The organism is Chitinophagaceae bacterium, assembly GCA_016713085.1.
GTDB lineage: Bacteria > Bacteroidota > Bacteroidia > Chitinophagales > Chitinophagaceae > Lacibacter.
Genome location: JADJPV010000001.1, coordinates 1 through 13,703 on the forward strand (window position 1 = coordinate 1; position 13,703 = coordinate 13,703).

Genomic DNA, 13,703 nt, shown 5'->3' on the forward strand with positions numbered 1-13,703 from the left:
TTACAAAATGACCTTCAGCATCCATGCCTTCAACAGTTGCCCTTCTTGTTTGCAGATCACCAATTACTGCACCGGTGAGGTCTTCAGAACAAAGTACCTCGAGATGATACATGGGTTCAAGTATCTGCGGATCGGCCTGTTGAAATGCCTGGCGGAAAGCCTGCAGCCCTGCAATCTTAAACGATATATCATTACTGTCAACAGGATGCATCTTACCATCAAACACACATACACGCACATCACGTACATAAGAGCCGGTTAACGGACCTTCATTCATTTTTTCCATCACACCTTTTAATACAGAAGGAAGAAAGCGTTGATCAATGGCACCGCCAACTATACAATTATAGTAAACAAGTTTGCCGCCCCATGGCAGTTCATTGATTTCCCTGGCACGTACGTTAAAATCAGCTGGCTCGGGCATTCCTTCATACCAGGGTTCAATACGTAAATGCACTTCACCAAACTGTCCGCTGCCACCACTTTGTTTTTTATGACGGTACATACTGTCTGCACTGCGACGGATCGTTTCACGGTAAGCAATCCTTGGGCGTTTGAATTTCACTTCAATCTTTTGCAAATGTTCGATTTTCCATTTGGCAACAGCAAGATGCATATCGCCCATACTGTGAATCAGCGTTTGCTTTAATTCCGGTGAAACTTCAACACGAAGAGTTGGATCTTCATGACGGAGCTCATGCAATGCAATGGACAGTTTTTCTTCCTCCCCTTTCTTAGTAGTTTCAATAGCCATTGTAAGATTTGCTGCCGGGAATTCAATGGGAAGCAATTCAATATTTTTCCCTTTTTCGTGCAGTGTATTATTTACATGTGTGTTTTTAAGTTTTAAAGTGGCTCCAATATCACCTGCTGTTAATTCATTTACAGGTGTACGTTTGTTCCCTTCCACTACAAAGAGCTGATTAATTTTTTCTGATGAACCTGTGTTTTCATTCACCAGTTCCATACCTGCTTTAACAACTCCGCTGAAAACTTTAAAAAGAAAGTTCACCCACATGCGGTTCAGACATTGTTTTGTAAACAAAAATGCAGGTCGGGCCGGCGTCTTCGCAGGTTAATTCTCCTCCTGTTCTTGTTTTTTGCGGCGGCATTTCATTGGCACTCGGGCACACATTATCAATAAAGCCCATGATCCTGCCACTGCCCATATCTCTTGTTGCGCTTAAACAGAACACAGGAAACAGGTCATGATTAATGAGTGATTTTTTTAACCCGATTCTCATTTCATCTTCATCGAGTTCACCTTTATCAAGGTAATGTTCCATTAAAGTTTCATCATTTACAGCAACTGCTTCTACAAGGATGCGGTGCAGGTCATCTGCTTTTGCTTTTTCTTCATCAGGGATGGGAAGTTTTTCAGGTTTTCCACCTGCATCCGGAAATTTATACATCGTCATTTTCAGTACATCCACAATAGCATTAAATCCAACACCCTGGTTTAACGGGTACTGAACTACAATAATTTTATTTCCAAAATGCGACTGAGCTTCATGAACGGTTTTATCAAAGTCAGCTGTTTCATCATCCAGTTTGTTTACTGCAAAAAGCATGGGAGTTTTAAACTGTTCGGTATAATCCCAGATGATATCTGTTCCTACTTCTACTCCATGTGCCGCATTCAGCAGCATTACTCCGGTATCGGCTACACGGAGAGCACTGATTACTTCGCCAACAAAATCATCATAGCCGGGAGTATCAATGATATTGATCTTATAGCCTTTCCATTTTGTGTGAAGTAATTTAGAGAAGATGGTGTTGCCACGTTCATGTTCCAGTTCATGATAATCAGCAACAGTATTTTTTTCGGCAATCGTTCCACGGCGTGTAATTATTCCAGCTTCAAAAAGCATACATTCCGCTAAGGTTGTCTTACCTGAGCCGGCATGGCCCAGCAAGACAATATTTTTTACGTGTGAGGTATCAAAGTCTGCCATAACAATTTTTTTTATATTAAAAGAATAGCCGTCTTACAAAAATTTGTAAGAAGCACGGCAAGCATAATCGCAGAGCACGGATAGAATTCGAATGGGTGGTTGGGAATTGTTATGTGGTTTGAAGGGTACATTGTTTTTGTACCTGGAAACTGGCTTTAAGCTTTCGCTATAAAATTGTTGAAATCGTTACGTAATTCGCTTAACGTAAGCGTTAGGGATTCATACTGGTTGTGCAAATCCTCGTGTTCATGTAATGTGTCTTCGGAAAGTTGACCATCGGCAGCAGAGTGCTCAGTTTGCAGTTTGCGGTCGTGATTTTTGATGGCCTGTTTCAGATCATGAATATTGATCTGCTGAATGTAGAACTGGTTGTGGTAGTGTTCAACTTCGGTAAGAACTTCTTTGTCTTTTTGTCCTGAGGCCAAGACCTGTAAATGATCTCTTAATTGGCCCATTTCATTGCGATAGGAACGCAGTTGCTCCCTCCAGGAGCTGCATTCCCTGTTTAACTGTGTGGAATCTAAGGAAACCATGGGAAACAGTTTTAAAAGTTAATAAATATGTTATCATCAAAGAGCTAACTAAATTTAAGCCATACTTTCCAGATAACCTATAAATATGTTGAAATAATACGCACAAAAAGAATCTTCCCGTTTTCGCATAAAATAACACTTTGTGCGTTACTTTACCTACCAAGACATTTCTATGAAACTGACCCAAATTCTAACCGCTGTGGCCTTGCTGGCCTTTTCTTCTGTTTATGCACAGGAGAAACCTGTAAAAAAAGGGAAAATGCTTTCCTACAATATCAGCTTTGCTGATTATCGACTACCGAAAAAAATCAACGATTCTTCGCTCAGTACAGCACTGAAAGAGAAAGACTGGCTGAAACCAGTCAATAAATCATTGGGTATGGGCCTTAGTTTCTGGAAAGGGCTAACCCCGCATATCGACTTTTCAGGGTCATTAACCGGAACTTTTTCCAACTTCCCTGCTTTTTTTATTAAAGGTGATACGATTGGTGAGGCAAGGTTTACACCGCAGTTAGATGCCCTGCTGCACTTCAGAATGTTTAGAGAAACAGCAGTTGTGAATCCTTTTTTAACGGGCGGTATCGGGGCGGGATATTTTCATAACCAGTTTGCAGCCTATGCTCCTTTAGGAACAGGTTTGCAATTCCGATTCAACCAGGGGGTGTACCTGTTTGTACAGATGCAATGGCGCATGAAATTAACTTCAGGGATCAATGAGGATTACATATTATATAGTGTAGGTTTTGCACAGGATGCAGTACTTAAAAAGAAAAAAAAGCCAGCTGCTGATAAGCCCGTAAAGTCAGCCCTTTTGCCTGATAAAGACGGAGATGGTGTGGAAGATAAGAACGATCAATGCCCAACTGTAAAAGGAACGGTGAATGGTTGTCCTGATGCAGATGGCGATGGTGTTGCAGATAAAGATGATAAATGTAAAGATGCAGCCGGTGTTGCAAGATATAGCGGATGCCCTGTGCCGGATGCAGACAAAGACGGCATTAATGATGAAGAAGATAAATGTAAAGACAAATCGGGTGTTGCACGATATGATGGATGCCCGATTCCTGATACAGATAAAGATGGTGTTAATGATGAAGAAGACAAATGCCCTAAAGAAGCAGGCACAGTAATAAATGGCGGCTGTCCTGAAATTAAACAGGAAGTAAAACAGAAAGTGGATTTTGCTGCCAGGAATATTTCCTTTGAATTTGCAAGTGATGTAATCCTTAAAAAATCAAACAAAGCGCTTGATGAAGTAGTTAAAATCTTACAGGACAACCCTGAACTGAAGTTAAACATCGAAGCACATGCTGACAACCGTGGTACTCCTGAACGGAATATGATGTGGAGTGAACGCAGGGCAAAGGCCGTTGCCGTTTACTTTATCCTGAAAGGAATTGCGCCAAACAGAATTAGCTATAAAGGCTTCGGCGACACAAAACCTCTGGCCGATAATGCAACCGAAAAAGGAAGGGCAAAGAACCGGAGAGTAGAAATGAAAGTGAATTATTAATTATTTAATAATATCAAAAATGGCCGGAAGTTCCGGCCATTTTTCGTTTGTAAAAAGGTTGCACGCACTGAAAAAATGTGTATAAGTATTTTTATTATCCACGCATGCAAAACACAATTAAAATACTCTACTTTAGCCTCCTAAAATTTACAAAATGAAAAAAACACTCCAACTGAGTCTGGTGCTGATAGCATCATTGCTTGTGCTCGGAATTACCGCCTGTAAAAAGAAATTAAAAGATGCCGACATTCAAACAGCGATTGAAACCGTTTTAAAAGCTGATGCTGATATGGCGGGTACAATGGTAAGCGTAAAAGATGGAGTTGCTACTTTAAGTGGGGTATGCACGGATGAAGCCTGCAAAGCCAAATGCGAAGAAGCGGTAAGAAAGATTGAAGGTGTAAAATCAATTGTCAACAATTGTACTGTAGCTCCCCCTGAAGTTGTTGTGCCTCCTGTTTCGGATGCATTAAGCCAGGCAATTGCTGATGCGGTAAAAGATTTCCCTGGTGTTAAAACAGAACTGAAAGATGGCGTACTTACACTTACCGGTGAAATTCAAAGAGCTAGTCTGCAAAAAATGATGCAGGGATTGAATGCACTGAGATCATTAGGATTGAAAGATATTAATTCAAAAGAACTGGTAAAAAAATAAACTAACGGAGGAAATAAATTATGGCATTACAAGATAAATACAAAGAACTGGTTGATACCGCAACTGCAGCACCTGTTATAAATTTAAAGGTTCGTGAACAGGATGGCGTACTATACATTGATGGTGAAAGCACAGGTGCAGTAAAACAGCAGTTGTGGGACATCTATGGCAAACTTGATCCTGATTATGCTTCAGGCGACCTGATGCTGAACATTAACAGTGTAGCAGGTATCAGCGAAGGTGCTAAATTAAAAGTAACCACCAACCGCAGCAACCTCAATATCCGCAGCGGCCCCAGTACTCAGGATACCATTGTTGGTAAAGCAGCAAGACATGAAGTTGTTACACTTGTTCGCAAAGAAAACGATCAGTGGTGGTTTATTAAAACCGATGCAGGCGAAGAAGGATATTCCTTTACACAATACTTAACACCTGTTGAATAATCTTTTAGTATAATTTTCTGAAAAGGCTTTCGAAAGGAAGCCTTTTCTATTTTTGCCGCAGCGATTAAAAGCAAACTCTATTTCAAAAAAAGAATTGACCAATAACAACAAACTGTGCACCTGCAAACATCACTTAATATCATTCAGCAACTGGCAACTGAAAAAGAAGAAGAAAACAACCGCTTTGTTTCATTCCTGAAGCAACAGGATATGGATACGACGGATGAACAGGTTAACACACTGAACAAACTCATTGAACCGCAGATTGACTGCACTGCCTGCGGCAACTGCTGCAAAAATTTAATGATCAATGTAACGGAAGAAGAAGCTGACCGTGTTGCAGCAAGATTACAACTCGACAGAAAAAATTTTGATGAACAGTACCTCGAAAAAGGCGGTTATGGTTTAATGGTCATCAATACAATTCCCTGTCATTTCTTAGCAGATAATAAATGCACAGTGTACGAAGACCGGTTTGCCGGTTGCCGTGAATTCCCCGCCCTGCATCTCCCCTATTTTACAAAGAGATTATTTACGGTGATGATGCATTACAACCGCTGCCCGATTATTTTTAATGTGGTGGAAGAACTGAAAGCAGAAACAGGATTTCATTAAAAAAAATCTGCTTTTCTTTTAAGAAGATAAAAATTATTGTATTTTTTATTCCCTTAAATCATCAGCATGAAACTAAAACTGCTCTTCCTTACAATTTCTGCCTTCTTTTCTGCACAGCTGGCAGTACAGCTAACTGACAGTTATCAGAATAAACAACTCATCAAATCAATCAGCAGTTATAAACAAAAAACAGTTCTCCGTTGCGGACCCGATTGGGAAGCCCTGAAACCTTTTTTAGAAGAAGCTGACATTCCCCCTGTACCCGGTGCAGGTAACTATAAATGGAAAATCAGCACAAAAAATGACAGTGCTCAGTTCTACTTTAACCAGGGCATTAACATGTATTATGGCTTTCACATTATTGAAGCCATGGCTTCATTCAGGAAAGCGGAGAAATTCGATCCCGGTTGTGCTATGATGCATTGGGCAAAGGCACTGGCTTTCGGGCCGAATATTAATGATCTTGGTTATGCTGCTTCTCCGGATGCATTACTTGCAGTGAATAAAGCTGCGGAGTTAAATGCATCATGCACAGCAGTAGAAAAAGCACTGATTGAAGCACAACAGATTCGGTATTCATCCGATTCAACCCAAACAAGAGAACATTTAAATCACTTGTATGCAGACAGAATGAAAGCAATTTATGAACACTTTCCGGCACATGCAGACATTGCCGCATTATATGCTGATGCTCTGATGCTGCAGCATCCATGGGACCTTTGGTTCACTAACGGCAATCCCAAACCGTGGACTCCGCAAATCAGAACGGTGCTTGAGAAATTATTGAAGAATACTCCCGCCCACCCCGGTGCTAATCATTATTACATTCATGTAATGGAGCCATCTCCGTTTGCAAGTCTTGCAATTCCAAGTGCTGACAGGTTAGGCAGTTTAACACCTGCCCTTTCGCATATGGTACATATGCCCTCACATATTTATCTGCGTACCGGTAATTATAACAAAGGCGGTATAGTAAATGAAAAAGCTGTTGACAGTTATAAAAAAATGATTCCCCTGTACAGTGCAGTTACAGGAAATGATTTTCTATACATCATTCATAACCTGCATATGCAAACCAATCATGCAATGCTTGCCGGAAAAATGAAGTATGCTGTTAAATCAGCTGAGGCAACAGCAAACAGCATCCCGAAAGAATACTTAACAATGGAAGGCGCATTGGGCAGTTATATTCAGTACATCTATATGACTACTGTATTTGTTGACATTCGTTTTGGAAGATGGGATGCATTACTTGCACAAACCAAGCCGGCTGAAAAACAGGTATACGCAACCGTTCTTTATCATTTTGGAAGAGGTATGGCAATGGCAAATAAAAACAAAACTTCAGAAGCAAAAGAAGAGTTGGCACAAATCAGTCACCTGCTTAAAGACAGCAGTCTGTATCTTCCATTCTTACCTTTTTCCCCATCTATTGAAGGAGCTGAAATTGCCGCAAGCCTGTTGGAAGGAACCATTGCATTAAAAGAAAAAACTATACAACAGCAATTGAACATTTCTCCAAAGCATCTGCATCCGAAGAACAAATGGTGTATAATGAACCAAGAGACTGGATACTGAACCCCAAACATTATCTTGGAAACGCATACCTGGAAAATAAACAGTGGAAGGAAGCTGAAACAGCTTTCAGGAATGATCTTAAAAACAATAACAATAATATCTGGGCATTAACAGGCTTGTACACTTCATTGCTGAAACAGCAGAAACAAACAGAAGCAGAAAAAATAGCACTACAAATAAAACAGGCTGCTGCTCAAACAGATGTTAAGATCAGTGCAGCAGTTTTTTAAATTGCCGTATGCGCTTTTATAAAATCGCTTACCAGGTAACTGATGAGTTTACCGGTAGTGTCGTTCTTTCTTCCATCATTTAAAAAACTGGCGCCTTCACAAATATGGAGGTAGGCAACCTTGCAGTCAGTAGCAGCAAAGCTGATGTATTTTCTTGCATGTAAGGCTGTAATGCCGCTTGGCGTAATGGCGCTGCTGAGTGTATGTTCAATACAATCAAGATCCAGCTCAATACCGGTATGCATGTCTTCCGTAAAACCGGTTGCATGTGCTACAGACTGAATAAAGTTTCTTTTTTCGTGAAGAAAAATATCTTCATACGTAATTAAATCAATGAACGGATTATTCACAATGTCGATCCACACATTCTGGTGAATATAATTTTCATGTACGCCTACCACACAGTATTTCTGCAGGTAACCATCATCTTCTGCGTAGCGGAATGCGTTACCGCTGTGTCGTCCTTCTGCAGGACGGTAATCAGTATGTGCATCGAGATTAATGCAATTAATTTGTGCAAGTGGTAAAACGCCTGCCTTATGTAAACCCTTGGCTGCACCTTTAATTAAAGGATAAGCATTATTATGTCCGCCACCAATTGCGATTGGAATTTTATTTCTTGCTGTAATGATTTTTGTTAATTGCTCTACATCTTCATCCACCAGCGTTACAGCATGACGGTAGGCTTCAATCTTTTCATCATGCCCATGAGCATTTCCTTCAATTAAAGTTTCTATGTCAGAAAAATCAAAATGACCCAGCAGCATAATTTCATCACCCTGCAAAAAATCACTGCTCTGAGTATTTAAAAAAGCATTTAAGAATGGAAACCAGGCTGTATTTGTTCCTCCTACTCCACCATTTGCTTTTACACCAATATCCTCCGGAATACCAAACAACACATACTTGGCATTTGATTTTTCCAGCACCTGTTCAAACTGTTCACGGGTATTTACAAGCTGAACCCTTTCACCTAACTTGGTTTCAAAACGGCGGATCTTGGTAAGCGTAAGAACATCCTCTTTATTATAAAAACGGAAGCGTTGCATAGTATCAAATTTGTGTCAGAATGAAGTTAGTTGTTTTATTCTAACAGAGCATCAGCTAAAAAACTCCCCGGCTATCATTACTTTATCGATAAGGTTTGAACCAAATGAATACGGAAGATATGCCAGTGAAGGGATAGGTTTTGTAAAGATGAGGTTAGCCCTTTTCCCGACTGTAATACTTCCCAGTTCATGTTCCAGTTCCATAGCACAGGCTGCATTGATGGTTGCTGCGTTGATGGCTTCTTCCGGCAACATCTTCATGCCAATACAACTCATCGCAACCACAAGGTTCATATTACTGCTGGGTGAAGAGCCGGGATTAAAATCACTTGCAAGGGCAACAGCAGCACCTGCATCAATCAATTGACGGGCCGGTTGAAAAGGCATCCGCAAAAAGAAAGCGGCAGTGGGCAGCAATGTTCCAATAGTTGATGAAGTTGCTAAATCTTTGATATCTTTTTCTGTCATTGTTTCAAGATGATCAACAGTCAATGCATTTAGCTCAATCGCTTTTTGCAGGCCGCCAATACTGTTAAGCTGATTAACATGCAGTTTGGGTGCTAACCAGTACTTTGATGCAGCTTTGCAGATCGTTTCCATTTCATCTGCAGAAAAGAACCCTTCTTCACAAAATACATCCACATAATCAGCCAGTTCTTCTTCTGCTATCACCGGAAGCATTTCATTTATGATGAGATCAATATAACCCCGATGATTTTCTTTATACTCCGGCGGGTATGTATGCGCTGCAAGAAAAGTTGCTTTTACAGGAATGGGTGAGGTTTCTTTCAGTTTTTTAATTACACGTAACATTTTTAATTCAGCTTCAACAGAAAGACCATATCCGCTTTTATTTCTACGGCACCTGTGCCTGTTTGTATCAACTCCTGCAAACGGCTCCATGCAAGCCTTACCAATTCAAGTTCTGTTTTCTCTGCCAACTTTTTTGCAGAGTTTAAAATACCTCCACCCTTTGCAGCAATTTCTGAATAGCTGAGTCCTTTTATTTTATCAACAAACTCATCTTCACGGCTGGCGGCAAACACGAGATGGGTATGACTGTCGCACCAGGTGGGTAAAACACATTGACCGGTTGCATCAAATTTATTATGAATAGTTTCTTCCCTGTTGCCAATCGCCTCCATCGTTCCATACTCAGCAATCAACCCATCTTTAACTACTAAGAAAGCATTTTCAATACAAGGCAGATTTGCCAATTCATTTCCACGGAGTAAATTCGATTTTTCTCTTACCCCAACCAGTTGCTGAATATTTGTAACAAGAACAGTCATGTTATAAATGTAGCAGATTTATTTTTGTGAACTAAATTTACAAAGTAAGTTTATTCAGTAATGGAACGCTTTACCACAATAATATTGAAATACAGAAGCCAGGGTGAAAAAACCGGCTGGACCTATATTGAAATTCCTGAAGAAATACCACAAAAACTAAAACCTGGAAATAAAAAAGAGTTTAAGGTAAAAGGCAAACTCGATCAATATAGTTTTCAACGCATGTCGTTATACCCGGTTGGTGGCGGGAAATTTATTATGTCGCTGAATGCTGACATAAGAAAAGCAATCGGAAAAAGGCAAGGCGCATCAATTAATGTTCAGATATCAGCTGACGAAAGTGAATTTATTTTTAATGCTGATTTTATGGAATGTCTGAATGATGAGCCAAAAGCACTGAATCATTTCAAAACGCTGCCCGGCTCCCATCAACGCTATTTCAGCAAATGGATCGAAAGTGCAAAAACAGAAATAACCAGGGCAAAACGGATTGTAATGGCAGTAAATGCTTTGTCGAAAAAATGGGGTTACGGGGAAATGATCAGGGCCGGTAAGGACCGAAAAGACTCTTTTAGCTGAACTCTTATCAACAAAAACAATTGTTAGTGTGCATAATCAGTCGCAAAAAATACTTTTTGGCCGGGTTACTTTTTTTTGAAATATGTATAAACAGCGGAAAGAATTGCTTTCCGGCCGGGCTTTTTGTTTACACCGCTGAACAGTATCGCCTGGCTAAACACTTAAACTTACATTAAGAATTATGGTACAAAAAACTTATTTCAAGACAAAAGATTACTGCAAAGTGAAGTTTGCATTTAAGCCTGAAAATGCCGAAACAGTTGAAATCCTTGGCTTGAACAGTGACTGGAAGAACTCTATTGTAATGAGTAAAAAGAAAGACGGAACCTTCAGTGATGAAGTTAACCTGCCTAAAGAAACAAAACACGAATTTAAATACTTAGTGAATGCAACTGAATGGCTGAATGAGCCCGAAGCTGACGAATTACTGCCAAACGAATTTGGTGGAAGCAACAGTGTAATCGTGTTGTAATTTTTACTAACCTTTTATCAATATATAAACCGGTAGTTTTTGCATCATGTTTGAACATGATGCAAAAACTACCGGTTATTTCTATGTTCCTGATATGAATTTTAATTCAGAAATTAAAATCATATCAGTAGCCACCCATTCTTCTTCGCCTGATAATTTCTTTTATCAGCTTCTCCATTTCAACTGCGTGAAAAACAATTGCTGATGCACCAAAACAAATGGCCAGTTCATTTACTGTAAGTGGATTGGTTTTAAAAATTTCATTTGCAAAAGGCAGATAAATAACTCCCATCTGCAATAAAATTGTCAGCAACACAGCGCCAACCAGCGGCATATTACTGAAAATGCCCTGTTTAAATAAAAATTCCCTTTCACTCCTGATCGCCATAACATGTCCTAATTGTGTTAAGGCCAAAACTGTAAACACCATTGTTTGCCAATGTTCATTTCCATTATTAATGGCCCATGCCTGTACCCCAAGCGTAACACCGGCCATTAACAAACCAACCCATGCAATATGATAGCCAATGCCTCCTGCAAATAAGTTCTCCGTTGTTTTACGGGGTGGGCGATTCATAATATCTTTTTCTTCTTTCTCACTTGCCAGCGCAAGACCGGGCAATCCATCAGTAACAAGATTGATCCACAAAATATGAATGGGCAATAACGGAATAGGCAATCCTATCAACGGAGCAAGAAACAAAGTCCATATTTCTGCACCATTACAGGTCATGATGTACTTTACAAACTTGCGGATATTATCATAAATGCGTCTTCCTTCTTTTACAGCTTTTACAATGGTGGCAAAATTATCATCGAGCAGAATCATATGTGCTGCTTCTTTGCTTACATCCGTACCATTAACTCCCATGGCCACTCCAATGTTGGATGCTTTCAACGATGGTGCATCATTCACACCATCACCGGTCATGGATACAAAATTTCCTTTACGCTGCAATGCTTTTACAATATTCAGTTTCTGTTCAGGCGAAACCCTTGCATACACTCTTATCTGTTCTACCTGCTCTTCAAATTCTTCAGCAGACATGGCCTGTAATTCCTTACCGGTGATTACAAGATCATTCTTTGTCAGAATTCCAATTTGTCTTGCAATAGCTGATGCAGTTGCAGGATGATCGCCGGTAATCATTACCGTATGAATCCCTGCTGTTTTACATTCCTGGATTGCCAGCTTTGCTTCTTCTCTCGGAGGATCAATCATACCGGCTAAACCGGCAAATAAAAGATCCGTTTCAACACTTTCATAATGAAAAGGCTCAGGAAGTTTATCAATTAATTTATATCCGAACGCAATTACACGAATCCCATCAGAAGCCCATTCCTCTGCTTCTTTTAAATACAGCTCTGTATCCGGATTGCTTTTTAAAGCTGCGGTAACAGATTCTACTGCCCCTTTTGAAATAATAAGAAACTGATTGTTGAAACGATGAACAGTAGTCATGCACTTCCTGTCTGAATCAAAAGGCAATTCAGCAACTCTTGGGAGCCGATCTTCTAACTCTTTCAGTTCTACAGTTGAATGTTGCTGAATAAAATATTCCACCAACGCCATCTCAGTAGGGTCACCCAGTAAAGAGCCCTGCTCCGTTTCTTTTACATCATGATTTAAAGCCATTGCACATTCCAGTACTGCCAGCCGTTTAAAAAGAAATTTTTCGTTTTGCTGATCATGCACCTGCACTACTTTCATTTTGTTCTGTGTAAGTGTCCCGGTTTTATCAGAACAGATGAATGTTACAGATCCCAGCGTTTCAACAGCAGGAAGTTTTCTGATCAGTGCATTTATCTTCACCAGTCTTTTTGCTCCTTTTGCAAGTGCAATTGTAATCAGAGCAGGCAATGCTTCAGGAATAGCAGCTACTGCCAATGATATTGAAATAAGGAGCATCGTCAGTGGTGGTTCGCCACGTAACAATCCAATTACAAATAACAAAAGGCAGATAAATAAAATAAGATAAGATAATTTCCGTCCGAAATCGGCCATACGTTTTTGCAATGGTGTTGCTGCTTCATCTTCCTGCAGCAATTTTGCAATCAAACCTATTTCCGTTTGCATACCGGTTGCTACAGCAATCCCTTTTCCTCTTCCATATGTAACAAGTGTACTTTTAAAAGCAATATTGAGCCGGTCGCCAATTGACAGATCAGCCTGTTCAAGTATTCGTTCTGTTTTTTCTGATGGAACTGACTCTCCCGTTAAGGTCGACTCGTCAATTCGAAGCCCGTTAATTTCTATCAACCTGAGATCAGCCGGTACTACATTTCCTGCTTCCAGTAAAACAAGATCCCCCGGCACTATTTCTGCAGATGGAATGAGGAGTGGTTTTTCATTCCTCACAACCTGTGCCTGGAGAGCTGCAATTTTCTTCAGCGCTTCAATTGCTTTTTCAGCTTTGTACTCCTGTACAAAACCAACAATTGCATTAAGAATAACTATGATGAGGATAATGATTGTATCAGTTAAATCACCTGCAACACCTGCAATAACAGCTGCTGCCATTAACACAACAATCATAAAATCCTTAAACTGATTGAGAAATAAAATCCAGGGGGGCCGCTTCTTTTTTTCCTGTAATTTGTTAGGGCCGAATTCGGCCAGCTTTTGTACTACTGAATCTGATGTTAGTCCGTTTAAAGAAGACCCTGTCTTCTCAATGACTTCGGAAGTGTCAAGGATATGCCAGTTCATAATGTATAAGTATCATTTTAAAGATACTGATAATTATGCCTTTTTCGAATAGAAAAACACAATGACTGAAGTATGACTT

11 protein-coding genes and 2 pseudogenes are annotated in these 13,703 nt (G+C 40.0%); 8 read left to right on the forward strand and 5 right to left on the reverse strand.

Features of this window, described 5'->3' with window-relative positions; translation table 11 throughout:
- Nucleotides 1–1,955, reverse strand: a pseudogene (locus tag IPK31_00005) (elongation factor G).
- Nucleotides 1,956–2,110: 155 nt separating this feature from the next.
- A complete protein-coding gene (locus tag IPK31_00010; GenBank protein ID MBK8086491.1) occupies nt 2,111–2,488 on the reverse strand; it encodes a hypothetical protein in 378 nt (125 codons plus the stop codon).
- A gap of 172 nt (nt 2,489–2,660) precedes the next feature.
- Between IPK31_00010 and IPK31_00015 the strand changes: the two genes are divergently transcribed.
- The 6 genes from IPK31_00015 to IPK31_00040 all read left to right on the forward strand — a co-directional run bounded on the left by IPK31_00015 (nt 2,661) and on the right by IPK31_00040 (nt 7,522).
- Nucleotides 2,661–4,001, forward strand: a complete 1,341-nt coding sequence (locus IPK31_00015; protein ID MBK8086492.1) for an OmpA family protein — start codon at nt 2,661–2,663, stop codon at nt 3,999–4,001.
- A gap of 154 nt (nt 4,002–4,155) precedes the next feature.
- Nucleotides 4,156–4,656 carry a BON domain-containing protein gene (locus IPK31_00020; GenBank protein MBK8086493.1) on the forward strand — a complete coding sequence of 167 codons (501 nt, stop codon included), beginning with the start codon at nt 4,156–4,158 and terminating at the stop codon, nt 4,654–4,656.
- Nucleotides 4,657–4,676: 20 nt separating this feature from the next.
- On the forward strand, nt 4,677–5,099 hold the full coding sequence (locus IPK31_00025; GenBank protein ID MBK8086494.1) for an SH3 domain-containing protein: 423 nt from the start codon (nt 4,677–4,679) through the stop codon (nt 5,097–5,099).
- Between the two features lie 114 nt (nt 5,100–5,213).
- The gene (locus IPK31_00030; GenBank protein MBK8086495.1) at nt 5,214–5,714 is read left to right on the forward strand and encodes a YkgJ family cysteine cluster protein; all 501 of its coding nucleotides are present in this window, start codon (nt 5,214–5,216) and stop codon (nt 5,712–5,714) included.
- 66 nt (nt 5,715–5,780) lie between these two features.
- Nucleotides 5,781–7,292, forward strand: a complete 1,512-nt coding sequence (locus IPK31_00035) for a hypothetical protein (protein MBK8086496.1) — start codon at nt 5,781–5,783, stop codon at nt 7,290–7,292.
- Complete coding sequence (locus IPK31_00040; GenBank protein ID MBK8086497.1) at nt 7,193–7,522, forward strand: hypothetical protein; 330 nt, start codon at nt 7,193–7,195, stop codon at nt 7,520–7,522. Before IPK31_00035 ends, IPK31_00040 begins: the two co-directional genes overlap by 100 nt.
- Here IPK31_00040 and IPK31_00045 read toward each other — a convergent pair.
- Together IPK31_00045 and IPK31_00050 are read right to left on the reverse strand one after the other, a co-directional pair.
- On the reverse strand, nt 7,519–8,571 hold the full coding sequence (locus IPK31_00045) for a formimidoylglutamase (protein ID MBK8086498.1): 1,053 nt from the start codon (nt 8,569–8,571) through the stop codon (nt 7,519–7,521). The two genes, IPK31_00040 and IPK31_00045, sit on opposite strands and share 4 nt — an antisense overlap.
- A gap of 51 nt (nt 8,572–8,622) precedes the next feature.
- A pseudogene (locus IPK31_00050) lies at nt 8,623–9,863 on the reverse strand (imidazolonepropionase).
- 60 nt (nt 9,864–9,923) lie between these two features.
- Here IPK31_00050 and IPK31_00055 point away from each other — a divergent pair.
- Together IPK31_00055 and IPK31_00060 are read left to right on the forward strand one after the other, a co-directional pair.
- The gene (locus IPK31_00055; GenBank protein ID MBK8086499.1) at nt 9,924–10,442 is read left to right on the forward strand and encodes a DUF1905 domain-containing protein; all 519 of its coding nucleotides are present in this window, start codon (nt 9,924–9,926) and stop codon (nt 10,440–10,442) included.
- A gap of 181 nt (nt 10,443–10,623) precedes the next feature.
- The gene (locus IPK31_00060; protein MBK8086500.1) at nt 10,624–10,914 is read left to right on the forward strand and encodes an isoamylase early set domain-containing protein; all 291 of its coding nucleotides are present in this window, start codon (nt 10,624–10,626) and stop codon (nt 10,912–10,914) included.
- Between the two features lie 124 nt (nt 10,915–11,038).
- Here the strand turns inward: IPK31_00060 and IPK31_00065 are convergent, their stop codons facing one another.
- A complete protein-coding gene (locus IPK31_00065) occupies nt 11,039–13,624 on the reverse strand; it encodes a cation-translocating P-type ATPase (protein ID MBK8086501.1) in 2,586 nt (861 codons plus the stop codon).
- Between the last annotated feature and the right edge of the window lie 79 nt (nt 13,625–13,703).

Coding starts and splice junctions, on each gene's coding strand:
- IPK31_00010 (MBK8086491.1), bottom strand. CDS start 2,488: ATGGTTTCCTTAGATTCCACACAGTTAAACAGGGAATGCAGCTCCTGG.
- IPK31_00015 (MBK8086492.1), top strand. CDS start 2,661: ATGAAACTGACCCAAATTCTAACCGCTGTGGCCTTGCTGGCCTTTTCT.
- IPK31_00020 (MBK8086493.1), top strand. CDS start 4,156: ATGAAAAAAACACTCCAACTGAGTCTGGTGCTGATAGCATCATTGCTT.
- IPK31_00025 (MBK8086494.1), top strand. CDS start 4,677: ATGGCATTACAAGATAAATACAAAGAACTGGTTGATACCGCAACTGCA.
- IPK31_00035 (MBK8086496.1), top strand. CDS start 5,781: ATGAAACTAAAACTGCTCTTCCTTACAATTTCTGCCTTCTTTTCTGCA.
- IPK31_00045 (MBK8086498.1), bottom strand. CDS start 8,571: ATGCAACGCTTCCGTTTTTATAATAAAGAGGATGTTCTTACGCTTACC.
- IPK31_00055 (MBK8086499.1), top strand. CDS start 9,924: ATGGAACGCTTTACCACAATAATATTGAAATACAGAAGCCAGGGTGAA.
- IPK31_00060 (MBK8086500.1), top strand. CDS start 10,624: ATGGTACAAAAAACTTATTTCAAGACAAAAGATTACTGCAAAGTGAAG.
- IPK31_00065 (MBK8086501.1), bottom strand. CDS start 13,624: ATGAACTGGCATATCCTTGACACTTCCGAAGTCATTGAGAAGACAGGG.